Source organism: Lentibacillus sp., assembly GCF_035301925.1.
Taxonomy (GTDB): domain Bacteria; phylum Bacillota; class Bacilli; order Bacillales; family Amphibacillaceae; genus Lentibacillus.
Window position 1 is genome coordinate 37,525 of sequence record NZ_DATGTI010000007.1, and the last position, 17,630, is coordinate 55,154.

Annotated in this window: 17 protein-coding genes and 1 other RNA gene; 16 read left to right on the top strand and 2 right to left on the bottom strand. The window is 42.8% G+C overall.

Annotation, left to right across the window (positions count from 1 at the left end; genetic code table 11):
• Positions 1-3 precede the first annotated feature (3 nt).
• Positions 4-189: non-coding RNA, 6S RNA (ssrS, locus tag VK080_RS00790), on the top strand.
• A 224-nt stretch (positions 190-413) separates the two neighbouring features.
• Here the strand turns inward: ssrS and VK080_RS00795 are convergent.
• Both VK080_RS00795 and VK080_RS00800 read right to left on the bottom strand, forming a co-directional pair.
• Positions 414-1,058, bottom strand: coding sequence for an RsfA family transcriptional regulator (locus tag VK080_RS00795; protein ID WP_324222896.1), 645 nt, complete (start codon positions 1,056-1,058; stop codon positions 414-416).
• Positions 1,059-1,146: 88 nt separating this feature from the next.
• Entirely contained in the window at positions 1,147-2,433 is a 1,287-nt protein-coding gene (locus tag VK080_RS00800; protein ID WP_324222897.1) for a replication-associated recombination protein A, read from the bottom strand.
• Between the two features lie 151 nt (positions 2,434-2,584).
• Here VK080_RS00800 and cymR point away from each other — a divergent pair, with 151 nt between their 5' ends.
• From cymR to greA, 15 genes are all read left to right on the top strand, one after another.
• On the top strand, positions 2,585-3,004 hold the full coding sequence (gene cymR, locus VK080_RS00805) for a cysteine metabolism transcriptional regulator CymR (protein ID WP_324222949.1): 420 nt from the start codon (positions 2,585-2,587) through the stop codon (positions 3,002-3,004).
• A 22-nt stretch (positions 3,005-3,026) separates the two neighbouring features.
• A complete protein-coding gene (locus VK080_RS00810; RefSeq protein ID WP_324222898.1) occupies positions 3,027-4,169 on the top strand; it encodes a cysteine desulfurase family protein in 1,143 nt (380 codons plus the stop codon).
• A 15-nt stretch (positions 4,170-4,184) separates the two neighbouring features.
• Entirely contained in the window at positions 4,185-5,294 is a 1,110-nt protein-coding gene (gene mnmA / locus VK080_RS00815) for a tRNA 2-thiouridine(34) synthase MnmA (RefSeq protein ID WP_324222950.1), read from the top strand.
• A gap of 34 nt (positions 5,295-5,328) precedes the next feature.
• The gene (locus VK080_RS00820; RefSeq protein ID WP_324222951.1) at positions 5,329-5,997 is read left to right on the top strand and encodes a tetratricopeptide repeat protein; all 669 of its coding nucleotides are present in this window, start codon (positions 5,329-5,331) and stop codon (positions 5,995-5,997) included.
• A gap of 18 nt (positions 5,998-6,015) precedes the next feature.
• On the top strand, positions 6,016-8,340 hold the full coding sequence (locus tag VK080_RS00825; protein ID WP_324222899.1) for an ATP-dependent RecD-like DNA helicase: 2,325 nt from the start codon (positions 6,016-6,018) through the stop codon (positions 8,338-8,340).
• Between the two features lie 204 nt (positions 8,341-8,544).
• Complete coding sequence (locus VK080_RS00830) at positions 8,545-8,745, top strand: hypothetical protein (RefSeq protein WP_324222900.1); 201 nt, start codon at positions 8,545-8,547, stop codon at positions 8,743-8,745.
• Positions 8,746-8,784: 39 nt separating this feature from the next.
• Positions 8,785-9,852, top strand: coding sequence for an AI-2E family transporter (locus VK080_RS00835; protein ID WP_324222901.1), 1,068 nt, complete (start codon positions 8,785-8,787; stop codon positions 9,850-9,852).
• 388 nt (positions 9,853-10,240) lie between these two features.
• Positions 10,241-12,883 (top strand): alanine--tRNA ligase, encoded by a 2,643-nt coding sequence (gene alaS, locus VK080_RS00840; protein ID WP_324222902.1) that lies wholly within the window; start codon positions 10,241-10,243, stop codon positions 12,881-12,883.
• 96 nt (positions 12,884-12,979) lie between these two features.
• Positions 12,980-13,249 carry an IreB family regulatory phosphoprotein gene (locus VK080_RS00845; RefSeq protein WP_324222903.1) on the top strand — a complete coding sequence of 90 codons (270 nt, stop codon included), beginning with the start codon at positions 12,980-12,982 and terminating at the stop codon, positions 13,247-13,249.
• The gene (ruvX, locus tag VK080_RS00850) at positions 13,250-13,678 is read left to right on the top strand and encodes a Holliday junction resolvase RuvX (RefSeq protein ID WP_324222904.1); all 429 of its coding nucleotides are present in this window, start codon (positions 13,250-13,252) and stop codon (positions 13,676-13,678) included.
• A 2-nt stretch (positions 13,679-13,680) separates the two neighbouring features.
• The gene (locus tag VK080_RS00855; protein ID WP_324222905.1) at positions 13,681-13,968 is read left to right on the top strand and encodes a DUF1292 domain-containing protein; all 288 of its coding nucleotides are present in this window, start codon (positions 13,681-13,683) and stop codon (positions 13,966-13,968) included.
• 117 nt (positions 13,969-14,085) lie between these two features.
• A complete protein-coding gene (mltG, locus tag VK080_RS00860) occupies positions 14,086-15,204 on the top strand; it encodes an endolytic transglycosylase MltG (protein ID WP_324222906.1) in 1,119 nt (372 codons plus the stop codon).
• Positions 15,205-15,620: 416 nt separating this feature from the next.
• Complete coding sequence (locus VK080_RS00865; protein WP_324222907.1) at positions 15,621-16,280, top strand: O-methyltransferase; 660 nt, start codon at positions 15,621-15,623, stop codon at positions 16,278-16,280.
• A complete protein-coding gene (gene udk, locus VK080_RS00870) occupies positions 16,273-16,902 on the top strand; it encodes a uridine kinase (protein WP_324222908.1) in 630 nt (209 codons plus the stop codon). The genes VK080_RS00865 and udk overlap by 8 nt, the downstream gene beginning before the upstream one ends.
• A gap of 109 nt (positions 16,903-17,011) precedes the next feature.
• On the top strand, positions 17,012-17,488 hold the full coding sequence (gene greA / locus VK080_RS00875; RefSeq protein WP_324222909.1) for a transcription elongation factor GreA: 477 nt from the start codon (positions 17,012-17,014) through the stop codon (positions 17,486-17,488).
• The last annotated feature ends 142 nt before the right edge of the window (positions 17,489-17,630 follow it).

Genomic DNA, 17,630 nt, shown 5'->3' on the forward strand with positions numbered 1-17,630 from the left:
TCATCAATCCTGATGTGTTCGTCTGAGACATTCGTTTTGACCGAACAATTTTATAAAAGGGAGCCCGAATAGGTTTTCATGTTGCATGCACGCCCCGGACGCGGGGAAGCATAACAAATATGAAACAGGGCACCCACCTGCCAAGAGCGGGATCAAAACTTTCAAACAGACGGCACAATTGGGATTGATAGATACATAAAGTGAAACTTCATTCAGCGGGGCAATCTTTCCCGCTGAATGATTAGTTGAACAGAATCGGACATCTAGGGGAGTTGTCCCCCGTTTTTGGGGGGGATTACTCCCCATTACATGCGGGATGATAACGGATATCAGAGATCGGGACTCAGAGGTCGGCCTAAATAAAAGGAATCGGCAATTAGCCGATTCCTTTTATGTTTCTCAATCGATTTTTCTTATTGATTGGATGACCCATCCACAACCTGCTCCAGATTTCCGTTTTTATCCATTCTAAATGATGGGGATTTTAATGAATCCTGATCATCAAAGACGGTCATTTTCCGGGCCCGTTCCATAATCTGCATGAACACCTGATAGTCTTCCTGTACAGTTTCGAGCTGCTTTGTCGTACGTGTTAATTTATTTTCCAATTCACTCACTTGGTTCCTTAGTGTTTCATTTTCTTTCTGCATTTGTTCCAACGACCGTTTTGATTGATTGGAAGCCTGATAGTCTCTTTTCAATTGTTTTAAAAATTGGATAACCGAATCCATTGTTATAGATTGCTGGCCATCTTCCGCTTCATCCAAATCTGATCGATTATTCTGCGGTACCGTGATGACCGGCTGTTTTGCTTTTGCAGCAGTGGCGCGTTTTTTCTCTTTTCTTTGCCGTTTGGCGAGTTCTATCGCATCATTATATTTGTTTCTTACTTCAGCATTCCAGCGGAAACCACAGGCAGCTGAGGTACGGTTCAATTGATCGCCCACTTCCTCAAATGCATGTAATTGTGTGCTGCCTTCTCTGATATGCCGCAGCACCGTTTCCGCCAGGAGCAGATCATCTTCATGGGACCAGGCATCCTGTCTTACTTTGGCCATTACATTCAACTCCTTTTTTCAATAACAGTTCAACAATAGATTTTGCCTTTATTGTTTAGTGTGACCGCTTGAAAAAAGGATTATACCTCTAAAATCTAGTATTATTTTTTTCCGCCTGAATTTTTTCATGTACCTGCTTCAGCTGCTGTTCAAATTTGCCGCTGTCTTTAGGCTTGTAGTAATTTTTTGTTTTAATGGTGTCCGGCAGATATTGCTGATTGACCCAGCTGTTTTCATAATGGTGCGGATATTTATAGTCGATGCCTCTTCCCATTTTCTTGGCGCCCTGATAATGGCCATCCTTCAAGTGTGCCGGCACGTCTCCACTTTTGCCGCTGCGGATATCGGACAGGGCTTCATCTAGCGCTTTATATGCCGTGTTCGATTTAGGTGACAACGACAGTTCCACGATTGCGACGGCTAATGGTATACGTGCTTCAGGGAAACCAAGACGTTCGGCAGCCTGAACGGCGGCAACAGCGCGTGGTCCGGCCTGTGGATTTGCAAGCCCGATATCTTCATAGGCGCAGACAATCATGCGGCGGGCAATGCTGTCGAGATCGCCTGCTTCAATCAGACGTCCGAGATAATGCAGTGCTGCGTTGGCATCACTGCCCCTGATGGATTTTTGAAAGGCTGACAGAACGTCGTAATGGGCATCACCATCCTTATCATGGGAAAAGCTTTTTTTCTGCATGCATTCTTCGGCAATATCAAGTGAGATGACAATGTTACCCTGTTTATCTTTCGGTGTTGAAGATACAGCAAGTTCAAGACCGTTCAATGCTGCACGCATGTCCCCATTTGCAGCCAGTGCTAAATGTTCCAAAGCATCTTCCTTGAGTTCGACAGGGATAGAACCCAGTCCATTCTGAACATCGTCTGCTGCCCTGTTGATGGCCGTTTTAATATTTTCGATCGTTAATGGATGCAGCTCGAATAAATGACATCTGCTGCGTATGGCAGGATTGATAGAATGATAAGGGTTGCTTGTCGTGCAGCCAATCAATGTGACAAGATTGCTTTCAATATGGGGAAGCAAAAAATCCTGTTTCGCCTTATCAAGCCTGTGCACCTCATCAAGCACCAATACGACTTGTCCGCTCATTTTTGCTTCCTCGACAACGATTTCCATATCTTTTTTCTTATCAACAACGGCGTTAAGCATTCTGACCGGCAGCTGCAGACTCTTAGCAAGAGCAAAAGCCATGGAGGTTTTTCCGGTCCCGGGCGGTCCAAATAATATCATCGATGCCAGGCGCTCGGCCTGAATCATCCGTGAAAGTATTTTTCCTTTACCAACCAGGTGTTCCTGGCCGATAATCTCATTTATGTGTTTAGGGCGCATACGAAATGCAAGTGGTTTTTGTTTCATTTTGATCGTCCTTTTTATAAAATAATGAAGATGTCTAATTAAAAGCGTAATTCTGATTGTGTTAAAATGCAAGAAACAGGTCATTCATGCTATAATATTTTGTATTGTGAACATCGATAATGAACGTTGAAGCTGACGTGAGGTGTAAATGATGAAAATTTCCACAAAAGGCCGTTACGGGTTAACCATTATGCTGGAGCTGGCTAGAAAATATGGCAGTGGGCCAATATCGCTGAAGACAATCGCACGGGAAAAGGAATTATCCGAACATTATCTGGAGCAGCTGGCGTCTCCATTGAGGAATGCCGGTCTGATCAAGAGTGTCCGTGGTGCGTATGGCGGTTATGAGCTGACAAAAGATCCCCGTGATATAAAAACAGGCGATATTATCCGCGTGCTGGAAGGCCCGATATCCCCAGTCGAAGGAATCGAGAATGAGGAACCGGCAAAACAGGCATTATGGATACGCGTAAGAGATGCTGTCAAAGACGTATTGGATACAACAACATTGGAAGATTTAAAACGGCATGAAAATGATCAGCAGCAGGATGCCTATATGTTTTATATATAATGAACTGGAAAGGGTAATAACCATGGAAAGTATCTATTTGGATCATGCAGCAACAGCCCCGATCGATCAGCGGGTTGTTGAAACGATGACACCTGTTATGACGACTATTTTTGGCAATCCGTCAAGTGTTCATTCATTTGGACGGAAAGCGAGACAATATTTGGATGAGGCAAGGCGGACGATGGCAAGAAGCATTCAGGCCAATGAAAAAGAGATTGTATTTACAAGCGGCGGAACAGAGGCAGATAATCTGGCACTGATTGGCACAGCTTTGGCCAATAAAAATAAAGGGAACCATATCATTACGACTGTTCAGGAACATCATGCCGCACTGAATACGGCTGAATTTCTGGAGCAGCAGGGTTTTGATGTCACCTATTTGCCGGTTGATGATACAGGGATTGTTAATATTGATGATCTAAAGGAAGCCTTAACAGATGAAACCATTCTGGTGTCTGTCATGTATGTCAATAACGAAACTGGTATGATTCAGCCTATTGAAGCGATCGGTCATATGTTAAAAGACCACCAGGCGTATTTTCACACGGATGCTGTACAGGCTTACGGATTATTGGATATTAATGTCAAAGCATCCGGGATTGATTTACTGACGGTTTCCTCCCATAAAATAAACGGTCCAAAAGGTATCGGTTTTCTATACGTTTCGAGTGACGTGAAAATCGAGGCATTGCAATTTGGCGGCGAACAAGAACGAAAACGGCGGCCGGGCACAGAAAATGTTCCAGGCATTGTTGGATTCGGGAAAGCCGTCGAACTGGCCATTGAAGAAAAGTATCAACGTAAACAGACGTACGGGAGTTATAAAGAACAATTCATGAAACAACTGTCTGAGAACGGGGTAGCATATGAAGTGAACGGTAAGCCGGAAGAAGGTATTGCATCGATTGTCAATATCAGTTTCCCGGGCACCAATGTTGAATCATTGCTGACTAATTTTGATCTGGATGGCATTGCTGCATCAAGCGGCAGCGCATGTACAGCGGGGTCAGTAGAACCTTCTCATGTACTTTCGGCAATGTATGGCAAAGGTGATGAACGGATAACCAATTCGATCCGGTTTAGTTTCGGGTCATTCAATACGACAGAGAATGTGACGGAAGCGGCTGATCGTGTTTCCAAAATCGTTAAGCGGCTAACTGATTAAAAGGTGGTGATAATGATGAAAAACAAAGAAGATACACGGGTAGTGGTCGGTATGAGCGGCGGCGTTGACTCATCTGTTGCCGCACTGCTTCTAAAGGAACAAGGCTATGACGTTGTCGGCATTTTCATGAAAAATTGGGATGATACTGACGAAAATGGTGTCTGTACTGCAACAGAAGATTATGATGACGTTGTCCGCGTTTGCAATCAGCTGGATATCCCGTATTTTGCCGTCAACTTTGAAAAGCAGTACTGGGATAAAGTGTTCACTTATTTTCTCGATGAATATAAAGCAGGCCGAACACCAAATCCGGATGTTATGTGTAATAAGGAAATCAAATTTAAAGCATTTTTGGAACACGCGATGTCACTTGGAGCGGATTATTTGGCGACAGGGCATTACGCACAAGTGAGGGAAATCAACGGGAAATATGAAATGCTGCGCGGTGTTGATGACAACAAGGATCAGACATATTTTTTGAATCAACTGACAGAAGATGTATTGGCGAAAGTGATGTTTCCATTAGGCCATCTTACCAAGAGCGACGTACGGGAAATTGCCAATAAACATGATCTGGTGACTGCAACGAAAAAGGACAGTACTGGTATCTGCTTTATCGGCGAACGGAATTTTAAAGAATTTTTGAGTGAATACTTGCCGGCACAGCCGGGCGCTATGAAAACATTGGACGGTGTTGAAAAAGGCCGCCATGACGGACTCATGTATTACACGATCGGCCAGCGTCAAGGGCTCGGTATCGGCGGTGCTGGTGAACCATGGTTTGTCGTTGGTAAAAACCTTGATGAAAATGTGCTGTATGTCGGTCAGGGTTTTGACAATGATAAGCTTTATTCGGATAGTCTGATCGCCTCGGATGTTAATTGGATCAATGATACAGCTGATGAAACATTCACATGTACAGCCAAGTTCCGGTATCGTCAGAAAGATAGTGCTGTCAGCGTTACCAAAATGGAAAATGGTAAAGTGCATGTTGAATTTGCTGAAAAACAGCGGGCAATCACCCCCGGACAAGCAGTTGTGTTTTATGATGGTGATGTTTGTTTAGGCGGCGGTACAATTGATCATGTCATTAAAGATGAGCACTATCTGGACTATGTCGGTTAACAGATAAAGACGATTTCCGGGATGAGGTGAGATGATGGACAAAAATCAGCAGGCTATCGAGCTCATGAAAGAACAGAAATATGAAGAAGCAGCGAAACTCTTCAATGATATTATAGAGGAAAATCCGCAAGACCCTGTTGGCTATATCAACTTCGGTAATTTATTGCTGCATATTAATGATCCGGAACGTGCCCGGCGATTTTACGAGCGGGCCATTGAACTGGATCAGAAGGCAGCGACTGCCTATTACGGGTTAGGGAATCTTTACTATGAGGAATCTGATTTTCCAAAAGCTCAGAAGAACTTTTTAACAGCGATTAACATCGGACTGAAAGAAGCTGATGCATATTATTTGCTTGGTATGACTTTCTTTCATCAGGAAGAATATAAACTGGCATTGCCATATTTACTGCGTGCAGTGGAATTAAGCCCTGAGGATACGGAATATTTGTTCCAGTATGCGCTGTCGCTTGCGCAAAGTGAGCATATTGACGACGCAAAACCGGTATTTCAAAAAGTGCTGGAACTTGATGACAATCATAGTGATGCCCATTATAACCTGGGTGTCATTTCCCTTTATGAAGAAAATCTGTCCAATGCACTGGATCATTTCAATCAGGCGCTGGAAATTCAGCCCGAGCATGTCCTGGCGGCAAATGCCAAAAAACAAATCAAGGAAGTATGGAAAAATACCGGTATGTAAGATAGCGAGGTTGTTCGTATGGTAACGGATAAACAGTCTCATCAGGACAATGGGTATATTAAAGGGGAACTGCTGTATACCATCTTTCACAATGAGCAGGAAAACTTCTCTATTGCCAAAATAAAAGTTCTTGATACGAATGAGGATTACCGGGAAAAAGATATTGTGATCAAAGGTCATTTTTCCGGTCTGCAGGAGACGGCTGCCTATTTTTTTTACGGGCGCTTTGAGAGGCATGCTAAATTTGGATTGCAATATAAAGTGACTTCCTATCAGACATACATTCCGGATACAAAAGATGGGCTGATTGCCTACCTCTCGAGTGATTTGTTTCATGGAATCGGCAAAAAAACGGCTGAAAAAATTGTTAGGGCTCTGGGTGATAATGCCATTTCCAGGATTTTAAACGATCCGGATGCACTGGGAAACGTTCCCGGTTTAAAAAAAGACAAGCGAGACCTCATCGTTGAAACATTGACGGAAAACCAGGGATTTGAGCATGTTGCGATTGTTTTGTCCAAATATGGAATAGGTCTTAAAATGGCACAAAAAATTTATAAAGAATACAAGGACAAAACGATCAGCGTTTTACAGGAAGACCCCTATCAATTTGTGTTTGACATTGAAGGATTTGGCTTTCGAACGGCCGATCAGATCGCCCGCGGGAATGGCTTATCTTTAACACACCCGAACAGGATTGGTGCTGGGTGTATTTATGTGCTGCAAAAAAATATCCATAATGGTCATGTATTTTTGCCGGTTGAAATGTGTGTCCAGGAGGTCATTGATTTACTGGCCAACCCGGAACAGCCGCTCACAGAAGACATGGTCACCGGCCGGCTGGAGGAATTGAATCAGGAAAAAACAGTGATCATGCATGACGGGAATGTTTACTTGCCTTCGCTTTACTATGCTGAAGACGGGTTTGTAGCCAACGTCAAACGGCTGATCACCAAGCCTATTGAACATGATGTCGCTTTGGCAGAATTGATGAAAATTGTCGGGGATATTGAAGAACGGGAAGTACTCAGTTACGGCAAGGAACAATTTGAGGCAATTCGGCAGGCACTCAGCTCCAAGTTAATGATAGTTACAGGTGGTCCCGGCACCGGAAAAACGACCGTCATCAAAGGCATCCTGAATGCTTACGCAGAAATTCATGACATGCCGGTTGACCCGGACGCCTACGATTCCGAAAGTGATTTCCCTTTCATTTTAACAGCCCCCACCGGTAGAGCTGCCAAGCGATTAACCGAGTCAACCGGACTTCCGGCCGTAACGATTCACCGGTTATTGGGATGGGACGGACAAAGCGATTTTGAGAAAAATGAACATGAACCATTGTCAGGCAAATATTTGATTGTTGATGAATTTTCCATGGTCGATGTCTGGCTGGCCAACAGTTTGTTCAAAGCTATTCCGGATGATATGCAAGTATTGCTGGTGGGAGATGAAGATCAGCTGCCTTCGGTCGGTCCCGGACAGGTTTTGGCTGATCTATTGGGGAGTGGACTGATTCCGTATGTCAGTCTTCAAGATGTTTATCGACAAAAAGAAGGGTCAAAAATCATTGAACTGGCACACTTGATCAAACAGGATACGTGTGATCAAAGTGCTTTACAAAAAGATAAGGATTTCAGTTTTATTTCCTGCACTGAACACCAGCTGACGGATGCCGTGACTGCCGTATTTGAGCGGGCTAAAGCAAAAGGAATCGATTTGCAGGATATTCAGGTTCTGGCACCTATGTACCGCTCACAAGCAGGCATAACGACGATCAATCATTATTTACAAGAGTTTATCAATCCGTCTTCACCTTCAAAACGGGAAATTAAAACAAAAGATGCCGTGTATCGGATTGGTGATAAAGTGCTGCAGCTTGTCAATCAGCCGGAAGATGGCATTTATAATGGTGACATCGGTAAAGTGGCTGCTATCTTTGAGGAAGACGAGAATGTTGACAATACGGAACAACTTGTGGTTGATTTTGATGGGAAAGAAGTTGTTTATGAACGGAAAGATTATATGAATATCATGCATGCCTATTGTATCTCCATCCACAAATCACAAGGCAGTGAATTTCCGATCGTCATAATGCCTGTGGTCCCCGCCTATCATCGCATGCTTAAGAAAAATTTGCTTTATACAGCGATCACTAGAAGTAAGAAATCATTGATTATTTGCGGTAACAAGCAAGCGTTTTTACGTGGTGTCAACACACTTGATTCCAATCAGCGCTATACGTCTCTTAAAGAGCAGCTCATTGAGCGTCTGAAAGATGTTCATGTGCACCAGGAGCCGGATACGGAAAATGAGGAAATTACACCATATGACTTTATGTAAACAACCACGTATATTTTTTGGCATTCGGGTAAAGGCTAGAGAAATAAAATGAAACGCCATTCAGCGGGACGTTTCTCCCGCTGAATGTTAGTTGAAACGAATCGGACCTTAACAGACAGTCAGCTCCCAACATAATTTATAAGTTTTACGATTATATGGGGGCTTGCTGTTTGTTAAGGCGGGATAAAAAAGGAGCTTTTCACTATGTTGGTATGCCCGAATTGCCGTGGAAAGGATATAGGGAAAATTGGCACACAGCAATTTTATTGCTGGAATTGTTTTATTGAACTGACTGTATTCAATGAAAAACTGACAATTTATCAGGTTGAAGCGGATGGTTCGCTGAGCTCCCTTGATGATTTGTTTACGGAAGACGAACGGAAAATTCAATGGTACTCTTCATAACAGAAAAAACCTTCCCTTATTATTCAGGGGGTGCAGGCTATGTTTCATCACAATAAGCCATTGAATTTTCTTGCTTGGGTTATAACCGGAATCTTTGTATTATTATTTATCTATTTACTTGTTAAACTTTTCCCTGTTTACGGGGCCATCGTTTCTTTTTTCTGGCATCTGCTGCTCCCATTTCTGATTGCTGTTCTCATTGCTTATTTGTTATACCCGGTTATTAAAAAGATGCATGCGTACATTATGCCTAAAAGCTTGGCCATTTTGATGATATATTTGCTTTTTTTTGGCGGGATTGGTTACCTGGGTTATCGTGTCTATCCAGCTGTCATTCAGCAAATCAGTGAGTTGCAGGAACAATTGCCACAATTGATTGACATGTACCGTGAGTTCATATACAGCCTTTACGAATACACCTCTTTTTTACCGGAAAACGTGCACGACAGGATGGATCAGCTGATATACGAAGCGGAAATGTACATTGAAAATTTACTGACAGATGTGGTAAGAGGCTTCACCAAAATTTTCGATATGATCATTATTATCACTGTCATACCTGTGTTAGTTTTCTACTTTTTGAAGGATTTCGCCGCGATAAAAAACTATTTCAAAACATGGATCCCGGAAAAGTATCATGCGCAAACCCGCTTATTATGCCGTGCAATCGATGAGGGACTTGGGAATTACATACGTGGACAGTTTGTTGTCTGTTTGTTTGTCGGTCTGGCAGCCTTTGTGCTATTTAAATTTTTAGATGTTCCATACGCATTATTACTGGCGATTATTATGGCGCTTACGAATATTATTCCGTATTTCGGACCGATTATCGGAGCGATTCCGGCTGTAGCCATAACTGCAACCATATCAGGTAAACTGGTACTGATTGTGCTGGCGGGTATTTTTATCATTCAGGTAATTGACGGTAATCTGTTGTCACCTTATATTGTTGGCAAAAGCGTCAATATTCATCCGATTGCCATTATTTTTGCCTTGTTATTGGGTGGTCAGATCAGTGGTGTGATTGGGATGATATTAGCTGTTCCCGTTCTGGCCGTTATAAATGTTATCGTGTCACATATTGCAGCTGTCAGGGAATATAATTGACATTTGCAAAAAAGTTATCTATACTATCAGCAAATCAAATGTGACAATACATTGAGGGTTACGAGTACATGTGCCTCCATTCATAAGCGTTGGGACCTTTGGTGACGGCAAATCATGCCCAATCTCCGGAGTGCCCGCAAACGCTTCAGAGAGGGATTCCACGCGGCTGGAAGAATCCCGGATGTCGAGTCATGGAAGCTAAACCTGAGTGCGGCTAACACCCGCCGGTTTCATACCGTTATAATGAAAAGTGATGAATGATGAAAGATTCATTCATAATTAGGGTGGTACCGCGAAGCAATCTCGTCTCTAAAGCAAATTAAGAGAGGAGATTTTTTAATTGGCTAAAAGTGCGTGTTCCAAAATAAAAATTGATGGAGGTTAAAATATGAAACAACTAACATCAGCTCAAGTTCGGCAAATGTTTCTGGATTTTTTTAAGGAAAAAGGGCACAGAGTGGAACCGAGTGCATCACTGGTACCGAAAGAAGACCCGTCATTGTTATGGATTAACAGCGGTGTCTCAACGTTAAAAAAATATTTTGATGGACGGATCATCCCGGAAAATCCACGCATTGTCAATGTGCAGAAATCAATCCGGACAAACGATATTGAAAATGTGGGCTTTACCGCCAGGCATCATACCTTTTTTGAAATGCTCGGTAATTTCTCCATCGGCGACTATTTTAAAAAAGAAGCCATTCAGTACGCATGGGAGTTTTTAACAAGCGATAGATGGATCGGATTTGACCCGGAACTGTTATCCGTAACCGTTCACCCGGAGGATGATGAAGCGTATGACATATGGCTACACGATATTCAAATTCCAAAAGAACGCATCATCAGACTCGAAGAAAATTTTTGGGATATTGGTGAGGGGCCAAGCGGTCCAAACACGGAGATTTTTTATGACCGCGGCGAACGTTATGGAAATGATCCGACTGATCCTGAACTTTATCCAGGCGGTGAAAATGAACGATACTTGGAAATTTGGAATTTGGTCTTTTCACAGTTTAATCATAACCCCGATAATACTTACACACCACTGCCGAAGAAAAATATTGATACAGGAATGGGACTTGAACGGGTCGTATCGGTTATCCAGGATGTGCCGACAAATTTTGAAAGCGATCTGTTTATGCCGCTTATACGAAAAACGGAAGAGATTTCCGGTAAAACATATGGCCAAAAAACAGCGGATGATACAGCATTCAAAGTGATTGCCGACCATGTACGAACTGTAGCGTTTGCAGTAGGTGACAAGGCGCTGCCGTCCAATGAGGGCCGTGGCTATGTACTGCGAAGGTTGCTGCGCCGGGCAGTTCGTTTTGCCAAGCAGCTTGAAATTGATGCTCCTTTTATGTATAAACTGGTTCCAATTGTTGGTGAAATCATGGAGGACTTCTATCCGGAAGTGCTTAAACAGCATACGTATATCGAAAATGTCATCAGAACAGAAGAAGAACGGTTCCACGAAACATTGAACGATGGACTGGACATATTAAATACCATCATTCAAAAGGAAAAACAAAAAGGAAGTGATGTATTTCCGGGTGTCGAGATATTCAGATTATATGATACGTATGGTTTTCCGAAAGAGCTGACGGAAGAATATGTTGCAGAGCATGGATTTACGATTGATGAACAAGGGTTCGAACAGGAGATGAACAAACAGCGTGAACGGGCTAGAAATGCCAGGCAAAAAGTTGACTCAATGCAGGTCCAGGACAGTATCTTGAGTGAGGTGGAAACTGACAGCACCTTTGTCGGCTATGATCAACTGGAAGTGGAAACAACGGTTGATGTGATCATTCATGACAAAGAACACGCCGATACCGCAACTGCAGGGGATGATGTCCTGATATTCCTGAAAGAAACCCCATTTTATGCTGAAAGTGGCGGGCAAATTGCTGACAATGGCTGGATCTATACGGATAATGCTTCAGCATATGTCGAGGATGTCCAGAAGGCGCCAAAGGGTCAGCACGTTCACAAGGTCCATATCAAAGAAGGTGAAATCCGTACAGGTGAAAATGTGAAAGCGTTAGTGGAGGACGTTTTCCGTTCCGGGATTGTAAAAAATCATACTGCAACACACTTGCTGCATCAGGCTCTGAAGGATGTGCTCGGCGACCATGTCAATCAGGCAGGCTCGCTCGTAGCACCGGACCGTTTACGGTTTGACTTTTCCCATTTCAGTTCCGTTAGTCAGGAACAACTGAAACAGATCGAGCAAAACGTAAATGAAAAGATCTGGGCTTCATTACCGGTTGTTATCGATCATAAAAAGCTGGAGGAAGCCAAAGCGATGGGTGCGATGGCTTTATTTGGTGAAAAATACGGGGATATTGTCAGAGTTGTTCAAATCGGTGATTACAGTATCGAGCTGTGTGGCGGCTGCCATGTCGGAAATACTGACGAGATCGGTTTATTCAAAATCATTTCGGAAACGGGCATAGGTGCCGGAACACGAAGGATCGATGCTGTATCAAGCAAACAGGCATTTGGTTATGTCAATGAAAAACTGGGTATACTGCAGAGAGCTGCAAGTCTTTTGAAAACAAACGATGAAAATGTTGTTGAACGTGTCGAAGGATTATACGAGGAAATCAAGTCATTGCAGAAAGAAAATGAATCGCTGAACGCAAAATTATCCAATCAAGAGGCTTCATCAATCATTGAAAACAGTGAGCTCGTAAATGGCGTAACTGTACTGGCTCAGCAAGTCAGTGTTAAAGATATGAGCCAGCTCAGAAATATGGTGGATGACCTGAAACAAAAACTTGATTCAGGTGTCATTCTGCTTGCAGCGGCGAACGGGCAAAAAGTGCAATTGGCTGCAGGTGTGACGAAAGATTTGATGGATAAAGGGTTGCATGCCGGCAACATGATCAAACAAGCTGCAGAAATATGCGGCGGTGGCGGTGGTGGCCGTCCTGATATGGCCCAGGCGGGTGGTAAAAATCCTGATAAAATCAGTGACGCACTTGATATGGCCAAACAATATGTTACAAAACATTTAAATGAATAGACAATCTGTATTCTATCTGTTAAAAAAGTTATAATAGGAACGATAAACATGTTAGAATAGAAAATGCAGGTAAAACATATGAAATGAGGTGTCACTATGAGCTCCATTGATAAAACGATGAAGTTTAACTTTTCCGAAGAGCCTTTTGATCAGGATATAAAAGAAATCGTGTTGACCGTTCACGATGCACTTAAGGAAAAAGGCTACAATCCAATCAATCAGATAGTTGGCTATTTATTATCAGGTGACCCTGCATATATACCGAGGTACAATGATGCGCGGAATTTGATACGCAAAGCTGAACGCGATGAAGTCATTGAAGAGGTTGTGAAGTTTTACCTCGAGGAACAGAAGAAGGAGAGCTAAATGAAAATAATCGGACTTGATGTCGGTTCCAAGACAATCGGGGTTGCTGTAAGTGATCCTTTGGGCTTAACAGCGCAGGGCCTGACAACAATCAGATGGGATGAACAAGATATTTATTCCGCTGATGAACAGATAAAAAAGATAATAGACGAGCAAGCTATCGGGAAAGCTGTTATTGGACTGCCGAAACATATGAATGGATCGATTGGTGAACGCGGCGAGGCATCCGAGGCTTATGCCAAACATGTCGAGGAGGTCCACGGCATTCCAGTGGTGCTCTGGGATGAACGTTTATCAACGGCTGCTGCTGAACGTGTCTTACTGGAGGCCGACATGAGCCGGCAAAAACGGAAAAAAGTCATTGATAAAATGGCAGCGGTCATGATCCTGCAAAGTTATCTGGATCAGGACAAATATAAAGGAGTGTAGTAATGGCACTGGAAGAAAATGAACGAATCATCATACCTGATGAAAATGGTGAAGAACATCTTTTTGAAGTACTGTTCACATTTGATGTCGATCAGACCGGGAATTCCTATTTAGCTGTCGTCCCGGCGGAACAGAAAGAAGACGAGGAAGTTGAAGTGTATGCATTCCGGTTTGAAGAACAGGAAAAAAATGATGATGACCTTTCCCTGTTTCCCATTGAATCTGATGAGGAATGGGAAATGGTTGAGGAAATGTTTCATACGTTGATTGATGAAGAGAACGGTGAGTGAAGATAGAATCGGTTGGCACTAACTGATATCTTGATGGATATCAGTTTTTCTTTTGACATTTCAATAGATTGTTATCATGATTTTTAGTATAATATAGCGGGTGAAAGGGGGAGGCAGATGTCCAAAAAGAAAATGTCAGGAAGTTATAAGGAAAACTTGCTGAAGCGTAGTGAGGATGCTAAAATGGTCCGGAAAATAGCTGCGGTGGTCATCATCTCACTAATCCTTATTTTTATTGTCGGCATCATATCCGGCTATTTTTACATTAAATCCGCATTGCAGCCTGTCGACCCTGACAGTGATAAGGATGTTAACGTTGAAGTTCCAATGGGTTCCTCAACATCTGATATTGCAGCCATCCTTGAAGATCATAACATTATAAAAGATGACATTGTTTTTCGTGTCTATACGAAACTCAATAATGTGACTGATTTCCAGGCAGGTGAATATATTTTATCACCTTCCATGGGGATTGAGGAATTAATAGAAGCGCTTCAAAACGGGAAGGTTATGGAAGCCCCGCTATATACAATCACAATACCTGAAGGAAAAACGATCGACGAGATAGCTCATATTTATGCGAATGAAATGCCCTTCAGCAAAAAAGATTTTTTGAATAAGGTAAATGACCGGGGCTATATTGAAACATTGATCAATTCATACCCTGATATATTGACAAATGATATCCTGAATCCTGAAATCAGGACACCACTGGAAGGTTATTTGTATGCTGCCACTTATAAATTTTATAATGAGGAACCATCTGTCGAAACGGTGGTAAACCGGATGCTTGAAAAAACAGTCAATGTTCTGACACCTTATTTGGACGAGATTGCCGCTCATGATTTAACCGTACATGAGGCAGTCACGATGGCGTCACTTGTTGAAAAGGAAGCAAGCTCCGACAAACAGCGTAAAAAAATTGCCGGCTTATTTTATAACAGGCTTGATGAAGGAATGCCACTTCAGACAGATCCGACAGTGCTATATGCGCTCGGAGAACATAAAGAAAAAGTATTGCATGAAGATTTGGAAGTGGCATCACCATATAATACGTATCACGTGAATTCACTGCCTGTCGGGCCAATATCAAATTTTGCCGAAACATCGTTACAGGCAACCGTTAATCCGGAAGAATCGGATTATTTATATTTCTTGCATGATGATGAAGGCAATATTCATTTCTCGGAAACAAATGAAGAGCATAATAAGTTAAGGGAGCAGTACATTAATTAGAAAAAGTGGAAAGGGCTGTTCAAAAAGCCGGTAAAAATGACACATCGAACAGGGGACCTTCTGCTAAAACCGCTCACGTCCTGTGACGGGTGCAGAAGTCACCACATCCCTTGGGAGCTCGTTGGCTTGTTTCTCCGCTACTCATGTATCTAAAATCATAGAGGAAGTTCTGCTAAAACCGTCCACGTCAATAGCCAACTGCAGAACTCACAACATCCTGTGGAAGCCCGTTACTCGAAACTGCGCCGCCTCGAATGTTGACGCGATTGACGCTGGTGCAGGCGCCCGCACAGGACGCCTGAGAACTTAGCCTGCCGGTCCTTTTTATCCTCCTTTTTGAACATCAGTGGAAGTGCGGTAAAAATTTGATCCCGCATTTCCTGTTTTTTAATGCCATCGTAGAAGAGGGTGATCGAATGGATGAGACGCTGACGGATTACTTAATGCAGACATTGCCGGCTGAGGAGAACTGGGTTCATGAACTGGAACAGACTGCCGGCAAAGATGGCGTACCAATTATGGATCCCTTGGGAATGCATTTTGTTATGCAATTAATCCGGCTGACAAAGCCACAACGAATTTTGGAAATTGGGACAGCCATTGGATATTCTGCCTTAAGAATGCTGCAGGCAAACCCGGAGGCAACCATTGTAACCATTGAAAAAGATGAACAGCGTTATAATCAGGCGGACCGGATTATCAGAGATGCCGCTAAACAGGATCATATCCAGATTATACATGGGGATGCCATTGACAAACTGCAGATCTTGACAGGAAGCACATTCGATGTGGTATTGATTGATGCTGCCAAAGGCAAGTACCAGCGCTTTTTTGAACTTTCCTCCCCGCTTGTAGCAAAAGGAGGATTTGTATTAACCGATAATGTTCTGTTCAAAGGGTATGTAGCAGATAAAGAAAAAACGCATCCCAGATATCAGAAAATTGCCCGAAAAATCCGTGCATACAACGATTGGCTTGTCAATCATCCGGATTTCACGACAACTATCGTGCCCATTGGCGACGGGATCGCAATCAGCAAAAAAACAGAAAGAAAGGAGTCATCATCCCATGCCTGAGAAACCAGTTGTTATCGGTGTTGCCGGTGGAAGCGGAAGCGGCAAGACCTCCGTAACAAGTTCGATCTGTCAGCGTTTCCAGGATAAAACGATTCTAGTCCTTGAACAGGATTATTATTATAAAGATCAGAGCCATTTGCCGTTTGAAGAAAGATTGAATACCAATTATGATCATCCACTGGCTTTTGACAACGATCTGCTGATCAGCCATATCCATGACTTGCTCAGCCATAAGCCGATTCAAAAACCGGTTTATGATTATAAAATGCATACCAGGTCAGACAAAGTGATCACAGTTGAACCAAAAGAGGTGATCATCCTGGAAGGTATACTCATTCTGGAAGATCAGCGTCTGGTGGATTTAATGGACATAAAGGTATTTGTTGATACGGATGCTGATGTCCGCATTATCCGTCGACTGTTAAGGGATATCAAGGAACGGGGCAGAACATTGGATTCCGTTATTGAGCAATACGAAAGCGTTGTACGGCCAATGCATCTTCAATTTGTGGAACCGACAAAACGCTATGCGGATATCATTATCCCGGAAGGCGGCCAGAACCATGTAGCCATTGATATCATGGCTACAAAAATTGAAAAGATTTTATCAAGGGCCAAATAAATTAGGTTGAAACGTATTGAAAATTTAAATTAAATCTGCCATAGTAGTTGCTAGTAATAATGTCTAAACTCAATATGGTTTTCTGAAGATAAAAGGAGTGTATATGTTCATGGCTACAGAGAAAAGTTATTATATGACACAAGAGGGGAAAGAAAAGCTGGAAGAGGAACTGCAGTATTTGAAAACGGAACGAAGACAGGAAGTAGTGGAGCGTATTAAGGTTGCACGGGGGTTTGGCGACCTTTCCGAGAACTCTGAGTATGACGCAGCCAAAGATGAACAAGCGTTTGTTGAATCACGCATAGCTCAGGTGGAAAAAATGATTCGCAACGCTGTCATCATTGAGAATGATAAAGAGAACCCTGATATCGTTTCATTAGGCAGTTCCGTCACGTTCAAAGAGCTGCCTGATGGAGATGAAGAAACCTATACGATTGTCGGAAGTGCTGAATCTGATCCATTCGAAGGCAAAATTTCAAACGACTCCCCAATGGCCAAAAGTTTAATCGGCCAGGAAGCGGGGGCTGAAGTTTCCGTCTCAACACCTGCCGGGGATATTATGGTCAGGATTTTGAAAGTCGAATAATCATCCGATTAATAAGCTCATAAAAATGTTTACCAATACTATAAATCAAAAGAAGCTATAGAAAGCCTATAGCTTCTTTTTTATGCTTAGGGCTGATTGAATTGGGAGACGCAGCTTATGGAAAGGGACATGTTTAACTAAC